The organism is Carboxydocella thermautotrophica (assembly GCA_003054495.1).
Lineage (GTDB): Bacteria > Bacillota.
This window is the reverse complement of sequence record CP028514.1, coordinates 627707-643703: the sequence shown is the minus strand read 5'-3', so window position 1 is coordinate 643703 and position 15997 is coordinate 627707. Positions and strand designations below refer to the sequence as shown.

Sequence of the window (15997 nt, the reverse complement as noted above, 5' to 3'; positions counted from 1 at the left end):
TATGACACTATCGTTAGTATATTCTATCATAAGATTTTTCATCAAACAAACAGTACATAATAATGGGGGAGGTGAGCAGGATATGGCAAATCCCACAATTTCCACTCTATTAGAAAAAAATATCAAATTCCTTGAAAATCTTTTCAGCCCCAGCTCCGATTTGCAAATCCGAACCTTTCATACCCGCCATGGTAAAGGGGCCCTGGTGTTTTTTGAGTCCCTGGTCACTAAAAAGACCGTCAGTGACCAGGTTCTTGCTCCCCTTCTTCTGCATCTACCCAAACTGGAAATGATTAATTATGAATCCCTCCTGACCATCCATGCTCTGGAAAAATACGATAGCTGGCAGGAAGCCATTCCGGCCATACTCAATGGTAGCTGTTTGCTTTTATTGCAAAACCAGCGTTCCTGTTATGGCCTGGAAGTTAAAGGCTATCCTGATCGTCAGGTAACTGAACCGGAATCGGAAACAGTAGTCCGTGGTCCCCGGGAAGGTTTTGTGGAAAATCTGTTGACCAATATCAGCCTGATTCGGCGCCGGCTCAATACTGTCGACCTGAAAGTGGAATTAATGGAAATCGGTGACCTGGCACCGACCAAAGTCGCTGTTATCTATCTGACCAGCACCACCCGCACCGATCTGGTCCTGGAAGTAAAAAAACGCCTGCAGGCCATCAAATTGCCTACCGTCCTGGAGTCAGGTTATCTGGAGGAGTTTATTGAAGATAACAAATACAGTGTCTTTCCCCAAATCGCCCATACTGAACGGCCTGACCGGGTGGTAGCCAATTTGCTGGAGGGCAGGGTGGCCATCTTATGTGACGGCACTCCTTTTGTGCTGATTATCCCCACTACCTTTAACCAGTTCTGGCAGGCCAATGAGGATTATTATGAACGCTATCCCATTGCTTCACTGATTCGTACTATTCGTCTGGCTTCCTTGCTTTTGTCCTTGCTGTTGCCTTCCCTTTTTGTGGCGGTAATCAGCTTTCATCCGGAAATGCTGCCTACTGTTTTACTCCTGAATTTTATGCAACAACGGGAAGGCGTCCCTTTTCCCATCTTTGTCCAGGCATTGATCATGGAAGTTTCTTTCGAAGCCCTGCGGGAAGCCGGGGTGCGCTTACCCCGGGCCGTGGGTCAGGCTGTCAGTATTGTCGGGGCTCTGGTTATCGGTGAAGCAGCGGTCAAGGCTGGCCTGGTAGCTCCTGCCATGGTAATCATGGTGGCAGTTACCGGTATTGCATCCTTTGCTGCCGGCAATTACCCCCTGGCTATCGCTATGCGGCTTTTGCGCTTCCCCATGTTAGCTTTAGCAGCTATCCTTGGCCTTTATGGCATTATGCTTGGGGTAATAATGATAGTGCTGCATGTTACCAGCCTGCATTCTTTCGGACAGCCTTATATGTCACCGATCGCCCCCCTTAATATTCAAGGTCTGAAGGATTTTATTCTGCGGGTACCCATCTGGTTTAACAGGAGGCAAAAAACATGACTCCCTGGCAAGCGATTCTGCTGGGCGTTTCCGCTATCTTTTCCACATCTATTCTGTTCGTACCGGCTATTACCACCCATCATGCCCTGAATGACAGCTGGTTATCTGCTATACTGGCTACTCTGGCCGGCTTCTTGCTGGCCGAAATCCAGATCAGACTCCAATCTTATTATCCCGGTCAACATTTACTGAGCATCCTGCGCCAGACATGGGGCAAACTGGGCTGGCTTATTGGTCTTGGCTATGCTTTCTGGTTCTTCCATGTTACCATTGAAGTCTTTCAAGAATTTACTACCATCCTGGTGGCGGTCTTTATGCCGGAAACGCCTAAAATGATTTTTTTCCTGACCATTCTGGTTCCCATTCTCTACTGCCTGAACCTGGGAATTCATACCCTGGCCCGGACTGCAGAAATTTTTCTGCCTGTTTCTTTTATATTTTTCGTAATTTTAGCTCTCCTGGCTTTACCTAATTATCAGTTTGATAACCTGCTTCCCTTTCTGGACCGGGGCTTTTTGCCGGTGCTGAAAGGTGCAGTTACTCCTGCCAGCTGGTTTGCGGAAATAGTCTGCCTATCTTTTCTCATCTATCATGGTAATCAACAAACCCAAAGACGGGGGCGAAAAATTGGCTATGGAATCATAGCCATCTGTGGATTTTTGTTTACCATAAATGTTATCGGGATTGTTTCCATTTTCGGCCCCTTATATGTCCGTAAACTGGTTTTCCCAACTTTGAGTGGAGCCAGGGTAATTTCCCTTTTTAATTTCCTGGAAAGACTGGAATCCCTTTTTCTTTCCTTCTGGATTCTTACAGTATTCGTTAAACTGGCAATCTGGTACTGGTTGACCTGTTTTGCTATCAAGGATATTTTTAATCTCAAAAGCCGGGAAGTAACTATTGGTTTGCTGCTATTACCTCTAATGGTCGCATCCAATTATTTTCTCTATGATAATATTTCCCAGCTGGTTGCCTTTCTGGGTGGCATCTGGCCAGTCTATACCCTGCTGACCTTTGGTTTTGTCATTCCCTTTTGTTTGCTGTTATGGCTGGCAGGCCGTAAACTGCTCTTTCCCCTCCTGATTTTTCTGCTGCTTCTTAATAGCGGCTGCTGGAGTATTAAAGAATTAAACCGCCGCGCAGTAGCACTGGGCCTGGCCATCGACCCCGGCCCCGGTAACACCCTGCGCCTGACGGCAGAAGTAATAAAACCTGAACAAAGTGCCGGGGAAGTAGCCCCAACCCAGCGCCGGATCCTGGTTTCCAGCAGTGGGGAAACGATTTTTGCTGCGGCCCGCAATTTATCCCTCTCGGTATCCCGGGAACTCTACTGGGGGCATGTTATTGCGGTTTTGATTAACGAAGATCTGGCCAGAGAAAATCCGGGCAAACTGCTGGATTTTTTCACCCGTTACCCGGAAATCCGGGAAAATGTCTGGCTTTTTGTTACTAAAGGTTCAGCAGCCAGATTTCTGGCTGCCAGACCGCAATTTGAAACTTCCATGGCCCAGCAAATCGGGTTTCTGGCTACCACTTCCGGTGGCTATAGCCTCAGACTATATCAGTTCATTAATCAATGGATCGATCCGGAAATAACTCCGGTCCTGGGTTTACTGGAATTGAAAGGACAGAATCCTGTTTTCGGGGGACTGGCTGTTTTTGACAATTCTCGACTGAAAGGGTTTTTATCGGTCAATGAAATGCGGGCTTATATGTGGTTGATCAATGAAATCAAAAACGGGGCAATCACCATTGACCTGAGAAACAATAAGAAATTAACAGTACAGATTCGCCTGGCCGAATGCAGCAAGGAACTGGTCAAATCCCGGCCCTTAACCTTTAAACTTTATATTAGACTAAAAGCCAATTTAACAGAACAACAAACCTATCTCAATTTAGCTGACCCTGAAGCTTATAAAAAAGTGGAAAAATTGTTGGCCCGGGATTTGACCATCCGCCTCAACAGCACCATTAACAAATTCAAACACTGGCAGGTTGACCCGCTGGGCCTGGGCAAAACCTTCCATCGCCAGCAGCACCACCTCTGGCATCAATATGAAAAGAACTGGCCTGACCTGATTGCCAGCAGCCAGATCCTGATTCAGGTCAATGTCAATCTGGAAAATATCGGCCTTACCAGTCAATCCTTTACAAGGGAGGAAACGAGATGACCCCCGGTGGACTGCTCTGGTTCAGTTTTTTGGCGATTCTGGCTGCCAGCTTACCTGCAGTTTTTCGTTTCTGGCAACAGGAAAGTTCCCGTACCGCAAAAATCCTGCTCAGCCTGCTCTGGTTAAGCGGAATTGGCTTATTAATGCTGGCAGCTCTGGCATTACCGTTACCTAATCTGGATCAATTTGTCACCAGACTCTTTCAGCCTCTTGCCCACAAAATCGGCCTGATATGATATAATAGCCCTTGTAAGGGAGGGCTAACAATGGTCAATTACCGCTTGAAATATCCCCTCTTGCTTTTTCTACTGGCTACTGCTGTCAGCAGCCTGCTCTGGTGGTGGCAACCCCAGGTTATTTTCACCGCTGCTGCTCTGTTCAAATCAGAACAGGTCGGTTATACGCCCCTGCAGCTTAATCCAAACCAGCGCCTGCTGGTGATCGCACCTCATCCTGATGATGAGGTGCTGGCCACCGGGGGGTTGCTGGCGATGGCTCACGCCCAGGGCCTGCCCGTCAAAGTAATCGTGGTAACTATGGGCGACAGTTTTAAACTGGCCTGTGAACACAGCAGCGGTAAAATAGAACCGACTGCAGCTGATTTTTTCCGTCTCGGCCTGCAGAGGTGGCAGGAAAGCAGGCAAGGACTGACCCGCCTGGGTCTTAAACCTGACCAGCAAGCCGTCTACCTGGGTTTTCCTGATGGAGGCCTGCGTTTCCTCTGGGAACAATCCTGGCAAAAACCCCGGCTCAGTGGCGGAGTGCGTACCGATAAAGTCCCCTATCCCCAGGCCAGACAGCCCGGTCTGAGTTATACAGGAGAAAATCTGCTCCAGTCCCTGCAGGCAGAAATTCGGGCTTTTCAACCTACGGATATCTTCTATCCGACTCCGGCTGATGAGCATCCCGACCACTGGGCGGTAGGCACCTTTACCGAAATAGCCCTGCAGGAATTACAGCTGCCCGTCAGGCGCCATACCTACCTGGTCCACCATGTGGCCTGGCCGGCATTGTGGGCAGCAGAACCAAACCGGGAGGCAGAACCGCCTCCACGCCTGGTCGGACCGGAATTTAACTGGGAAAGACTGAAGTTAAATAATGAAGCCAAAACTGCCAAGGACCAGGCTCTGGCTGCCCACCATTCCCAGCTGGCGGTGATGGAACCATATCTGAAAGGCTTTCTGCGAGCTTCGGAAATTTTCCTGTCCTGGTCCGATTACAACCTGCCCTTTACTATGCCAGACGGCGAGCTGGACCATGTCCGGGTACGGCTAAAGCCAGGCGAAGATATCAAAGCCCTTGCCATCCAGCCCACAGCCTCAGATTGGACTGCTAACTTACAGCTCTATGGAACCCCTGAACGCAGTAGTTCCTATCGTTTATACCTCTGGCTTTACCGGGATCAGCATCCTCTGGCCCATCTGCTGCTGGAGGGGGATAAGGCAAGGGTACTCTGGGCAACTGCTGCGTACAACCTGGCAACAAAAAAAGTCCCCTTTCACTGGCAGGAAAAGGGACTGGAATGGCAAATACCTTCCGAACTATTAGGCCAGGCCAACCGGGTGTTGCTGGCCGGCATGACTGGCAGCAACGGCAAGCAAATTGCGGACAAAACCGGCTGGTACTGGGTAAAACTACAATGACATGGCCGCCAGGGTTTGACCCTGGCTTTTTTCTTCTCGCACCAGGATAGCATGCCGGATGACCTCGGAAATGTGTTTAACCGGGATTACTTCAATACCTTTGATTTCCGCCAGCAGCTGCTGATAGTTATCCTGGGGAATCAGCACTTTTTCTGCCCCGGCCTGGCGAGCAGCTTCCACTTTGGCCACAATTCCACCTACTGGCCGCACCAGACCTCTTAAAGAGACTTCTCCGGTCATGGCTACCCGATTGTCCACCGGCAAATTGCGCACTGCCGAATAAATAGCGGTCAGGATACTGATTCCGGCTGAAGGTCCATCGATAGGAGTGCCCCCGGGGAAATTGAGGTGAATGTCATAATCCAGGGCCTCAATCCCCAGGTAACGGCGAAGAACAGTTAGGACATTATCCACCGAAGCCCGGGCCATGGATTTGCGGCGCAGGGTCTTGCCCCCGCCCCCCAGTTCTTCTTCTTCCACCAGACCGGTCATCAGCACCCGCCCCGTCCCCGGAGTGACGGGAATTACCGTGGCTTCCACTTCCACTACGGTACCCATGCCCGGTCCATAGACAGCCAGTCCATTGACCAGACCCACCTGGGGCGCCGGGGGGATTTTTTTCTCCGGCCGGGGACTGTACTGGCCGCTGTTAACCACCCATTCCACATCCGCCACCCGAATCAGATTGCGTCCTTCGGTCAAAGCCAGACCGGCAGCGATTTGCACCATATTGACCGCTTCCCGGCCATTGGTGGCATACTTTTTAATCACATCCACAGCCCCTGCTTCCACAGGCATCTTGATTTTTTCTGCCGCGTTGGCCGCTATGACCCCTATTTCTTCAGGCAGCAGGGCCCGGAAAAAAACCTCCATACAGCGGGAACGCAAAGCCGGAGGCAATTCCTGGGGCAGGCGGGTAGTGGCTCCCACCAGACGAAAATCCGCTGGCAGTCCATTCTGGAAGATATCATGAATATGGGAAGGGATATTGCCATCTTCCGCACTGTAATAGGCTGACTCCAGAAAAACCTTGCGGTCCTCCAGGACTTTTAACAATTTATTCATTTGTACCGGATGCAATTCTCCGATTTCGTCAATAAACAAAATCCCTCCGTGGGCTTTGGTTACTGCCCCCGGCTTGGGCTGGGGAATACCGGCCATACCCAGGGGACCAGCCCCCTGGTAGATCGGGTCATGGACAGAGCCGATCAGGGGATCGGCAATGCCCCGTTCATCAAAACGGGCAATAGTGGCATCCAGTTCCGTGAAGGTAGCTTCCGGCCCAAAGGGAGAAAGGGGATTGCGTTTGGCTTCTTCCAGCACCAGCCGCGCTGCTGCGGTTTTTCCTACCCCCGGCGGACCATAGATGATAACATGCTGGGGATTAGGTCCGCACAAAGCTGCCCGCAGAGCTTTTAAACCTTCTTCCTGGCCGATGATTTCCTCGAAGCGGGTTGGACGGGTTTTTTCCGCCAGGGGTTCAGTCAGGGATATGCGCCTGAGCTGCTGGAGTTTCTCCATTTCCTTCCGGCTTTCCCGGTTGACCGCAATTTTGGTGCCCTGCTGGGCCTTGAACAAGTTCAAAAAGTAGAGTCCGATCACAATGGCAAAAAAAAGCTGAATCAAGCCGACAATGCCACTGATGCCAATGGAATTCATAAAAAATCACCTCCGGTTGGTCTACTTAGATATTATTACCAGCCAGAGGTGATTTTAATCTTTAGGCTGTAACGCCTTTTTTCTTTTTCTTCTTTTCCGCTGTAATAATCAAGGGCTGTTCCTTCTTCAAAATGCAATCAGCAGTGATAACCACTTTTTCGATGTCATCCCGGGAAGGAATTTCGTACATGACATCCAGCATGATATCTTCTATAATAGCCCTCAGCCCCCGGGCCCCGGTATTGCGCTTGAGCGCCTCCTGAGCCACTACCCGCAGGGCTTCCGGCTGAAACTCCAGCTCGATGCCATCCAGCTCGAAAAGTTTCTGGTACTGCTTGACCAGAGCATTCTTGGGCTCAGTCAGGATGCGGACGAGAGCCTCTTCATCCAGGGCATCCAGGGTAACAATCACCGGCAAACGACCGACAAACTCGGGAATCAGGCCGTACTTGAGCAAATCCTCGGGCAGGATCTCCCGCAGCAGCTCACCGATGTTGCGCTCCTGCCGGGACTTGACTTCCGCCCCAAAGCCCAGGGTTTTCTTGGCCAGCCGGTTTTGAATGATTTTGTCCAGACCATCAAAGGCACCACCGCAGATAAAGAGGATATTGGTAGTGTCCAGCTGAATGAATTCCTGATGGGGGTGTTTGCGTCCTCCCTGCGGGGGCACACTGGCAGTAGTCCCCTCCAGAATTTTCAGCAGGGCCTGCTGTACCCCTTCTCCAGATACATCCCGGGTAATGGAGGGGTTATCGGACTTGCGGGCGATTTTATCGATTTCATCAATATAGACAATCCCTTTTTCCGCCCGCTCGATATCATAATCGGCATTCTGGATCAGCTTGAGGAGAATGTTCTCTACATCCTCACCCACATAACCGGCTTCCGTCAAACTGGTCGCATCGGCAATGGCAAAAGGCACATTGAGAAGCCGGGCCAGAGTCTGAGCCAGCAACGTCTTACCACTACCGGTAGGGCCGATCATGATGATATTGGACTTTTGCAGTTCCACATCATCAATTTTGCCTCCCAGATTGATGCGCTTGTAGTGGTTATAGACTGCCACGGCCAGGGCTTTTTTGGCTTCCTCCTGACCGATGACATACTGGTCCAGGATCTCCTTGATCTCTCTGGGTTTGGGGATATCACCCAGTTCGAATTCCGTTTCCTCGTGCAATTCCTCTTCGATGATTTCATTGCACAGTTCTATACATTCATCACAGATATATACCCCGGGGCCAGCCACCAGCTTCTTGACCTGATCCTGTAACTTGCCGCAGAAGGAACACTTCAGTTGGCCTTTGTCATCATATTTGTACATAAAATATCACCTCAAAGTTTACTTCTTACGGGTAATCACCTCATCGATGATCCCGTACTGTTTAGCCTGGTCTGCTGACATGAAGAAATCCCTTTCGGTATCGACAGCGATTTTCTCCAGTGGTTGGCCGGTGTGATGGGAGAGCAATTCATTCAATACCTGCTTCATGCGCAAAATCTCGCGGGCATGGATTTCAATCTCAGTGGCCTGGCCCTGTACACCGCCCAGGGGCTGATGGATCATGATCCGGGCCTGGGGCAAAGCGAAGCGCTTACCTTTGGCCCCGGCAGCCAGCAGGAAAGCCCCCATGGAAGCTGCCTGGCCCAGGCAGATAGTGGATACATCGGGTTTGATATACTGCATGGTATCATAAATTGCCATTCCAGCGGTTACAACCCCACCCGGGGAATTGATATACAGATGAATGTCCTTGTCCGGATCTTCCGCTTCCAGGAACAGCATCTGGGCAATGACCAGGTTGGCCATGTGGTCATCAATGGGACCACCAATGAAGATAATCCGGTCTTTCAGCAAGCGGGAATAAATATCATAGGAGCGCTCACCGCGATTAGTCTGTTCCACCACAATTGGTACCAAATAACTCATTTGTTATCACCTCATTCTACTCTTAAATGGGTAAATGGGCAAACAAGACGGCATTACACAGCCGCCTTGTCCTCCCACCCTAAGCTATTTTGGCTTTTTCCACCAGGAACTTGATGGTTTTTTCAAAAGCTATGCTATTTTTCAACGCATCCATGGAGCCATAACGTTCAAAGGCTGTGCGCAGTTCTTCCACACCCTGGTTATAAATTTTGGCCAGCTTTTCCAGTTCAGCAGTAACTTCTTCCTCAGTGGCATCAATAGCTTCCTTGCGGGCAATAGCTTCCAGAACCAGATCGGTGCGCACAGATTTTTCCGCTTCCGGACGCAGATCGGCCTTTACCTGCTCGATAGTGGAACCAGTGTAACGCAGATAGTCTTCCATGGTCAGACCTTGCCGCTGCAGGCGCTCAGACATATCCTGCACCATGTTTTCCAGGCGGTTTTCAATCATCACTGCCGGAATTTCCACTTTGGCATTGGCAACCGCCTTTTCCACTACCTGACTGCGGACAGAGGCTTCCGCATTCTTTTCTGCGGTCTCCAATAGTCTATTCCGAATGTCAGCTTTTAATTCCTCCAGAGTATTAAATTCACTGACATCTTTGGCAAATTCGTCATCCAGAGGCAGCAATTCCTTGCGGCGGATGGTCTTGACAGTAACTTTGAAAACGGCATCCTTACCGGCCAGGTTTTCGGCATGATACTCCTGCGGGAAGGTTACTTTCACATCTCTGGTCTCGCCCACCCGGGCCCCAATCAGCTGCTCCTCAAAGCCAGGAATAAAGGTACCAGAGCCGATTTCCAGGGGATAGTCCTCCCCTTTGCCACCAGCAAAAGCTTCCTCATCGATAAAGCCTTCAAAGTCGATGACAGCGACATCGCCTTTTTCCACAGTGCCATCTTCCACAGTCTGGATTTTAGCATAGCGCTGTTGCAGCTGGGCCAGTTCCTTTTCCACATCTTCATCGGTTACATTGACTTCAGGCTTATTGACTTCCAGTTCAGTATACTGACCCAGTTCCACTTCCGGTTTTACCTGAACAGTAGCCTTGAAGATCAGCGGTTGACCTTCTTCTGCCTGCACCAGTTCTACCTGTGGCCGGTCAATGGGCTCAATTTCAGTCTCCATAACGGCCTGGAAATAGGCATCTGCCAGCAAGGTATCCAGAGCTTCATTATAGAGGCTTTCCTTGCCAAAATATCTTTCAAAAATGAACCGCGGCGCCTTTCCTTTCCGGAAGCCGGGGATATTCACTTTTTTCACCAGTTTCCGATAGGCCTGATCCAGCGCCAGGCTGAAGCGTTCAGCCGGTACTTCCACATCCAGTTGTACCAGGTTCTTTTCTATTTTTTGGGCTGTGGCTTTCATCAACTAATGCTCCCCCTTAAGATTATGTAGTTTTTTAGCCAGTCTTTAAACGGCATATATTTATTTTACATGATTCTGTCAAGATACGCAAATAAATTTCAGAAAAATCTCAGGGCCGCCATTCGACAATTTCAACTCGTATCCCGTCCTGCTCCAGCCAGAGGCGACCATAGCTGCCATAAGGAGAACCCGTGCGCGGTCTGGCCAGGCTGCCGGGGTTGAACAGCAAAACTTGCCCGTCATCCTCCTGAACCGGTATATGGCTGTGGCCAAATACTACAATCCTTACCCCTTCCTCCTGGCCCTTGTAATAAAGGGAGCTCAGCCCTGACTTGGCTCCATAACGATGACCATGCAGGAGCAAAAGGGGTACATCAGCAAGGACCAGCTTTTTCTCCTCCGGCCCTGCCCAATCACAGTTTCCCTTCACTCCGTACACCGGCACCTCGATTACCTGGCTGAGGGCAATCGCATCATCATAATGATCCCCGGCATGCAGGATAGCATCAGCCCTGCCTTCCCTGTCCAGTACCTCACGGCATAACTGCCAGCGACCATGGGTATCACTGAAAACCAGGATTTTCATAATTACTCACCTGCCCTGGCCAGTCGTTCCAGTTCACTTATCATTTTGCGCAAAGCCTGGCCCCGGTGGCTGACGGCATTTTTTTCATCCGGGCTCAGCTCAGCCATGGTCTTGCCTTTTTCCGGCAGGTAGAAGAGGGGATCATAACCAAAGCCCCCTTCTCCTCTGGCTTCACAGAGGATAATGCCAGGACAGCTGCCCTCGGTAACTGCCACTACCCCGCGTTCCGGATGGGCTAAAGCCATCACACAACGAAAACGGGCTTCCCGGTCAGAAAAAGGCACTCCCGCCAGTTCTTCCAGTAATTTGGCATTATTGCGGGCATCATCCTTAACCTCACCGGCATAGCGGGCCGAATGCACGCCGGGCGCTCCCCCCAGAGCTGCCACCTCCAGCCCGGAATCATCGGCCAGAGCCCAGCAACCTGTAGCCCTGGCTATTTCCAGGGCCTTTTTGCGAGCATTGCCCTCAAAAGTCAACTCATCTTCCACCACTTCCGGCAAATGGGGAAAATCGGTCAGGCTTTTGATTTCCCAGTCAGTCCCTGCCAGCAAAGCCTTGATTTCCTCCAGTTTTCCCTTGTTTCCCGTTGCGATCACCAGTTTACCCACTATCCTAACACCACCAGTTGTTTTTGGTAAGCCACCATTTCCGCAATCCCCTTGCTGGCTAAATCCAGCAGTGCGTCCAATTCCTCCCGGGGAAAAGCGGTATCCTCCGCTGTGCCCTGTACTTCCACCAGTAAGCCCTGGCCGGTCATTACCACATTCATATCCACCTGGGCCCGGCTGTCCTCTTCATAGCACAAATCCAGCAGCAGCCGATCTTCCACCTTGCCCACACTGACGGCTGCCAGATAATCCCGCAAAGGCAGACCAGGCAAAGTGCCTGCCTCTACCAGACCCTGCAGGGCATCAGCCAGGGCGATAAAGGCACCGGTGATAGAAGCGGTCCTGGTTCCCCCATCGGCCTGAATCACATCACAATCCAGGGTCAGGGTCCGTTCACCCAGTAAATCCAGATCCACCACTGCTCGCAGGGCCCGGCCGATCAGGCGCTGGATCTCATAAGTCCGCCCGCCGATGCGGCCTTTGACCGCTTCCCGCTGGCTGCGCTGATGAGTAGCCCGCGGCAACATGGCATACTCGGCTGTAATCCAGCCTTTGCCTGTTCCCTTCTGAAAGGGAGGTACTTTATCCTCTACTGTACAGGTACAAATCACCCTGGTATCTCCCAGTTCTACCAGGACTGAACCTTCCGCATGTTTGATATAGTTGCGGGTGATTTTCAGTGGTCGCAAATCATCGGGTTTTCTGCCATCCACCCGCTGCCAGAGCAATTGTTCCATGGACATCCTCCTATCCTTTATCCCATTCCCGCGCTTCTTCTAAGGGAATGATCATAAACTCGTCCAGGTAGGTGCGGGCAAAGGGATTTTCTTCCCGCCGTCCCACCAGACCTGCTACTACATACAGCTTGCGCACAGGGTCCCATCTAAATTCCTTCAATAAATGGAAACCCTGAATTTCCCCGGTGCGTTTCATGTGAATGCGCGGCCCGGTACATTCCCGCACTTCCTCTCCTACCTTGATGTGATCTTCACCATGATAACAAATTGGCAGGTCTTTGGCAATCAGTTCATTAACTTTTCTTTCCACCTCTGCCAGGTCGATATTGGGTTTTTCCGCAAATTCCAGGACAAAGCCGTGTTTGATATCACTATGTACTTCCGGTTTTTTGAGCCCCATTTCCTCCAGCACCATAGCCACCAGGTCCTCGGCGCTGTGGGCCATCTTCCGGTATTTCAGTGAACGGAAAACGATTTTGGCTATATCCTGGGGATAGGGGCCGAAAACCCCCGGCCGGGTTACTATTACTTCCTCTCCCACGCCGATGAGGATTTCCGCATTAAACCCCAGTGCCTGATACAGCAGATCAAAATGCTCGATTACCACCCGCCGACCGGCCCGTACTGCCGCTTTCACCGCTTCAGCAATTTGCCAGAGCTGGGTAAAAGCAGTCTCAAACCGAACATCCAGATGATAGGTTCGGGTGCGAAAATGCCCTTGCTCCCAGTCCCTGATCAGAGGCAAAGGCCGCACATTGATGCCATCATCATCATTGGTCAGTTCCAGGCCAGGAAACATGCCGCGAATCAAGAGGGATTTGCCAGCCCCGGCATCCCCGATCAAACCTATAATGCGGTCCTCCGGGCTCAAGTACCGCTGCCCGATATTGTTGCCCAGGTTCAGCAGGCGCTGTTTGCCCCGGGGGGCAAAATAGGCGGCATACATCAAGTATTCATACATGGGCAGAACAGCCATTTGTGGTCACTCCCTTAGAGCTCCTGTTTGGGCATAAAATTTTCATTTACCATTAAAATAAAATTTTTGAAATCATCAAGATGCTTTTTCATTATCGCAAATACAATTTTTTTGTCTATTTTTAAATACTCATGAGAAAGAATATTACGAAATCCTACCATCTTTTGAAATATATCTTTTTGCTGTTTACTAATAAGTTTTTCACGGTACAAAATATCAAAAGCGTCCGCCATTTTTTGCGGGCGACCCATATTGTTATCAACAACTATGTGCGTAGCCATGTCCACAATCATATTGATGGCAATAAACAAGTTGTACTCAACCACATCCTGCGCAATTTCGTCGGCTAAAAATTCTTCTTCTGTCAGATGTCGATATCTATTGATTTTTTCGATTGACAAATTAAGTTGCTCCAGCCGTTTCGCTAACACTTCACGTCTCACCATTTCCTTTCACCTCCTGACGTACCCGATCTATCATGCGTTTGTATGTCAATTCCAGATAAGGCCGTATATCCTCATATTCGAACAAGGCTCTGACCAGGAAATTACTGGCCAGGATATCGTCCTTGCTGAACAACAATACTCCATCCAGATAGACCTGATATTTGAGTAAAGGAGTGGCCTCATTCAGGATAGCCAAATCCACTGTACGACCGCAAATCTCCTCCAGGTCCCTTTTCCAGTCCAAATATTCCAGTATATCGTAATCCCGATCTTTTAGATATACAGCAATATCCACATCACTGTCCTCCCGCGCATCCCCGCGGGCCCAGGAGCCAAAAAGAAAGGCAAATAGAATATTTGGTTTTGCTGCCAGGTAGCGGCCGAGTTTTTCCCTTTCCATTCCTTTCACCTTCATACTCTTCATTTTCTTAATAATATTATATTAAAGAAGCAAAAACAAATAAATGTGAGCATATGAATATTATGTCGACTTTTTCTTTCAATTCTAACTTCTGTAAAAAGCATTGACCTGGCTACTATTGTCTGTAATAATAAAATTGTCAAAAAATTAACAGAGAGGAGTGGTGTTATGCATAACAAAAAAGCGGCTCTAATCGGACTCTTCCTTGTTCTCTCATCCTTGCTGGCCTTCAGCGGAGCTTCAGGCAGTACCAAGTTTTCCTCAACAACCGGCAAGACATGCGCTGACTGCCATGACCTCAGTAAGTTGCCAGCCCTGAATGCTTTCGGCCAAAAATTTAAAGCCAACGGGTACAAAATTGTTAGCCAGCCAACGAACGTGAAAACCGGAACAACCTCGCAAACCAAATCAACTACTTCAAATCAACCTAAAACAACTGTAGCAGCTTATAAAGAAAAAGATTTCGCTGCCAGCGCAAATCAAATCCTGAAAGTAAAAGTGAAAGTAAACAGCCCAAATTCATCTCTTACCCGGGGTGAAGCTTATCTCTACCTGGCAAATGCTCTGGGCTGGACCCAGGAAGCGCAAAAACTGGGCAAAGAAGCTGATAACTTATTAAAAAAGTATAAGGATAGAGGAAAAGTACCAGCAAAAATGAAATACACAGTTGCCCTTTTTGTCAAAAAGGGGCTGGTACAGGGCAACACCCTCAATCTCCAGTCAATCATGAAAAAGAATGAGGCTGAAAATCTTTTACAGCAAATTGCCAAATTAAGAACAGTTGCAGTAAAGCCTCAACCTCCTAAACCGGTTCCGCTGGCTGCCCGGCAATACGTCGGTTCCAAACGCTGTGGTCAGTGTCATACCGCTTATTATCAAGGCTGGCAGGAAACCTACCATAGCAAAATGATTCAACCCAAAGAACAAGGTATCCTGCGCGACGCTGTGTTAAGCTGGACTTATGACGACGCTGGCAACCAGGGTCCGACTATCGGGAATGCCACTAAAACCCCCTTCACTTTTGATGATGTGGTCATGGTCATTGGCTCCCGCTGGAAACAGCGCTATCTGGTTAAAAACCCGCAAACCGGCGGTTACCAGCTGATGAATAAACAATTTAACGCCGTTACCAGGAAATGGGAAAATTATGGAAATGCAAATGACTGGGACACTCAATGTATCACCTGCCATTCCACCGGTTATAAAATCTTAAGCTATGATGAGGCTAATCCCAGCGCTACCAAAGTAGCCTGGGCTGAACTGAATGTTGGCTGTGAAGCCTGCCATGGACCTGGTTCCGCCCACGTCGTAACCGCAAATAAAGCTGATATTTTCAACCCGGCCAAAGCATCAAAACAGGAACAGGCCAGAATCTGCGGCTACTGCCACATCAGACTGGAAAACGATAAGTATAAATCCAGACAGGGCAAACCCAGGGAAGATTTCCCCGCTCCTACCCTTAATACTTCCTGGAAACCCTGGGATGATTGGACAAAGTGGTATCCCGAAGAAGTAATTATCCCCGGTGTTCAACCTGAAGATCCAGCCAGTGCTCCTTACACCGGAGATTTGCAAAACCTCTTTATCGTGGATGATAAGTCCGTCACAGCCGGAGTATATGAAGAGAACAAGCACCATCAACAATATCAAGGTTTTATTCAGTCCAAACATTATCAAACCACTATGATGAATATTACCTGTACCACCTGTCATAACCCGCATAAGCGCGATAAAGTGGCCGGCAGCTTAAGAGCCAAGCCGGAAGATCTCTGCGCCAAGTGCCATACCGGTGCTCCTTCCGACCTCTGGAAGAAGATAATGCCAGGTACTGGCAAAACGGCTGAAAACCTCTATGTACGCACCCATACTTTCAAAAAGGGTCAAGACAGACTGGATAAGGGAATGTCAGTTTACGGCCTCCCTGAACCCATCTACTTTTTTGGTAAAAGATAAATA

The 15997-nt window shown here is 49.5% G+C and carries 15 protein-coding genes; 5 read left to right on the top strand and 10 right to left on the bottom strand.

The genetic code is table 11. From position 1 onward, the window contains the following. The first annotated feature begins 82 nt into the window (after positions 1-82). The 4 genes from CTH_RS03200 to CTH_RS03185 are packed head-to-tail and all read left to right on the top strand — an operon-like array spanning position 83 to position 5309. Positions 83-1495: a spore germination protein gene (locus CTH_RS03200; RefSeq protein WP_159073807.1), complete on the top strand. Its 1413-nt coding sequence runs from the start codon at positions 83-85 to the stop codon at positions 1493-1495. Continuing rightward, positions 1492-3666 carry a Ger(x)C family spore germination protein gene (locus CTH_RS03195; protein ID WP_107753007.1) on the top strand — a complete coding sequence of 725 codons (2175 nt, stop codon included), beginning with the start codon at positions 1492-1494 and terminating at the stop codon, positions 3664-3666. The genes CTH_RS03200 and CTH_RS03195 overlap by 4 nt, the downstream gene beginning before the upstream one ends. Beyond that, a complete protein-coding gene (locus CTH_RS03190; RefSeq protein ID WP_107753005.1) occupies positions 3663-3902 on the top strand; it encodes a hypothetical protein in 240 nt (79 codons plus the stop codon). The genes CTH_RS03195 and CTH_RS03190 overlap by 4 nt, the downstream gene beginning before the upstream one ends. A 30-nt stretch (positions 3903-3932) precedes the next feature. Further along, positions 3933-5309, top strand: a complete 1377-nt coding sequence (locus CTH_RS03185) for a PIG-L deacetylase family protein (protein WP_078664306.1) — start codon at positions 3933-3935, stop codon at positions 5307-5309. On the opposite strand, the gene lonB is transcribed toward CTH_RS03185, so the two are convergent. The 10 genes from lonB to mntA all read right to left on the bottom strand — a co-directional run bounded on the left by lonB (position 5301) and on the right by mntA (position 14020). After that, complete coding sequence (lonB, locus tag CTH_RS03180; RefSeq protein ID WP_107753003.1) at positions 5301-6968, bottom strand: ATP-dependent protease LonB; 1668 nt, start codon at positions 6966-6968, stop codon at positions 5301-5303. The two genes, CTH_RS03185 and lonB, sit on opposite strands and share 9 nt — an antisense overlap. A 61-nt stretch (positions 6969-7029) precedes the next feature. Further along, entirely contained in the window at positions 7030-8289 is a 1260-nt protein-coding gene (gene clpX, locus CTH_RS03175) for an ATP-dependent Clp protease ATP-binding subunit ClpX (RefSeq protein WP_078664308.1), read from the bottom strand. Between the two features lie 18 nt (positions 8290-8307). After that, positions 8308-8895, bottom strand: coding sequence for an ATP-dependent Clp endopeptidase proteolytic subunit ClpP (clpP, locus tag CTH_RS03170; RefSeq protein WP_078664309.1), 588 nt, complete (start codon positions 8893-8895; stop codon positions 8308-8310). A gap of 79 nt (positions 8896-8974) precedes the next feature. Further along, positions 8975-10264, bottom strand: coding sequence for a trigger factor (gene tig / locus CTH_RS03165; protein WP_078664310.1), 1290 nt, complete (start codon positions 10262-10264; stop codon positions 8975-8977). A gap of 109 nt (positions 10265-10373) precedes the next feature. Then, complete coding sequence (locus CTH_RS03160) at positions 10374-10850, bottom strand: metallophosphoesterase family protein (RefSeq protein ID WP_078664311.1); 477 nt, start codon at positions 10848-10850, stop codon at positions 10374-10376. A 2-nt stretch (positions 10851-10852) separates the two neighbouring features. After that, on the bottom strand, positions 10853-11461 hold the full coding sequence (locus tag CTH_RS03155; RefSeq protein WP_078664312.1) for an XTP/dITP diphosphatase: 609 nt from the start codon (positions 11459-11461) through the stop codon (positions 10853-10855). Continuing rightward, positions 11461-12198, bottom strand: coding sequence for a ribonuclease PH (rph, locus tag CTH_RS03150; protein WP_078664313.1), 738 nt, complete (start codon positions 12196-12198; stop codon positions 11461-11463). The genes CTH_RS03155 and rph overlap by 1 nt, the downstream gene beginning before the upstream one ends. Positions 12199-12208: 10 nt before the next feature. Next, positions 12209-13174: an alanyl-tRNA editing protein gene (locus tag CTH_RS03145; protein ID WP_078664314.1), complete on the bottom strand. Its 966-nt coding sequence runs from the start codon at positions 13172-13174 to the stop codon at positions 12209-12211. 14 nt (positions 13175-13188) lie between these two features. Beyond that, positions 13189-13620, bottom strand: a complete 432-nt coding sequence (hepT, locus tag CTH_RS03140) for a type VII toxin-antitoxin system HepT family RNase toxin (RefSeq protein ID WP_079933201.1) — start codon at positions 13618-13620, stop codon at positions 13189-13191. Further along, positions 13607-14020, bottom strand: coding sequence for a type VII toxin-antitoxin system MntA family adenylyltransferase antitoxin (gene mntA, locus CTH_RS03135; RefSeq protein WP_107753001.1), 414 nt, complete (start codon positions 14018-14020; stop codon positions 13607-13609). Before mntA ends, hepT begins: the two co-directional genes overlap by 14 nt. Positions 14021-14209: 189 nt before the next feature. Between mntA and CTH_RS03130 the strand changes: the two genes are divergently transcribed. Then, complete coding sequence (locus tag CTH_RS03130) at positions 14210-15994, top strand: cytochrome c3 family protein (RefSeq protein WP_107752999.1); 1785 nt, start codon at positions 14210-14212, stop codon at positions 15992-15994. The last annotated feature ends 3 nt before the right edge of the window (positions 15995-15997 follow it).

Bases quoted from the DNA above. Each gene is read 5' to 3' on its own strand.
- lonB (WP_107753003.1), bottom strand. From the start codon at position 6,968: ATGAATTCCATTGGCATCAGTGGCATTGTCGGCTTGATTCAGCTTTTT.
- tig (WP_078664310.1), bottom strand. From the start codon at position 10,264: ATGAAAGCCACAGCCCAAAAAATAGAAAAGAACCTGGTACAACTGGAT.
- CTH_RS03130 (WP_107752999.1), top strand. From the start codon at position 14,210: ATGCATAACAAAAAAGCGGCTCTAATCGGACTCTTCCTTGTTCTCTCA.
- CTH_RS03185 (WP_078664306.1), top strand. From the start codon at position 3,933: ATGGTCAATTACCGCTTGAAATATCCCCTCTTGCTTTTTCTACTGGCT.
- mntA (WP_107753001.1), bottom strand. From the start codon at position 14,020: ATGGAAAGGGAAAAACTCGGCCGCTACCTGGCAGCAAAACCAAATATT.
- clpX (WP_078664308.1), bottom strand. From the start codon at position 8,289: ATGTACAAATATGATGACAAAGGCCAACTGAAGTGTTCCTTCTGCGGC.
- CTH_RS03195 (WP_107753007.1), top strand. From the start codon at position 1,492: ATGACTCCCTGGCAAGCGATTCTGCTGGGCGTTTCCGCTATCTTTTCC.
- CTH_RS03200 (WP_159073807.1), top strand. From the start codon at position 83: ATGGCAAATCCCACAATTTCCACTCTATTAGAAAAAAATATCAAATTC.
- CTH_RS03145 (WP_078664314.1), bottom strand. From the start codon at position 13,174: ATGGCTGTTCTGCCCATGTATGAATACTTGATGTATGCCGCCTATTTT.
- rph (WP_078664313.1), bottom strand. From the start codon at position 12,198: ATGGAACAATTGCTCTGGCAGCGGGTGGATGGCAGAAAACCCGATGAT.
- CTH_RS03160 (WP_078664311.1), bottom strand. From the start codon at position 10,850: ATGAAAATCCTGGTTTTCAGTGATACCCATGGTCGCTGGCAGTTATGC.
- hepT (WP_079933201.1), bottom strand. From the start codon at position 13,620: ATGGTGAGACGTGAAGTGTTAGCGAAACGGCTGGAGCAACTTAATTTG.
- CTH_RS03190 (WP_107753005.1), top strand. From the start codon at position 3,663: ATGACCCCCGGTGGACTGCTCTGGTTCAGTTTTTTGGCGATTCTGGCT.
- clpP (WP_078664309.1), bottom strand. From the start codon at position 8,895: ATGAGTTATTTGGTACCAATTGTGGTGGAACAGACTAATCGCGGTGAG.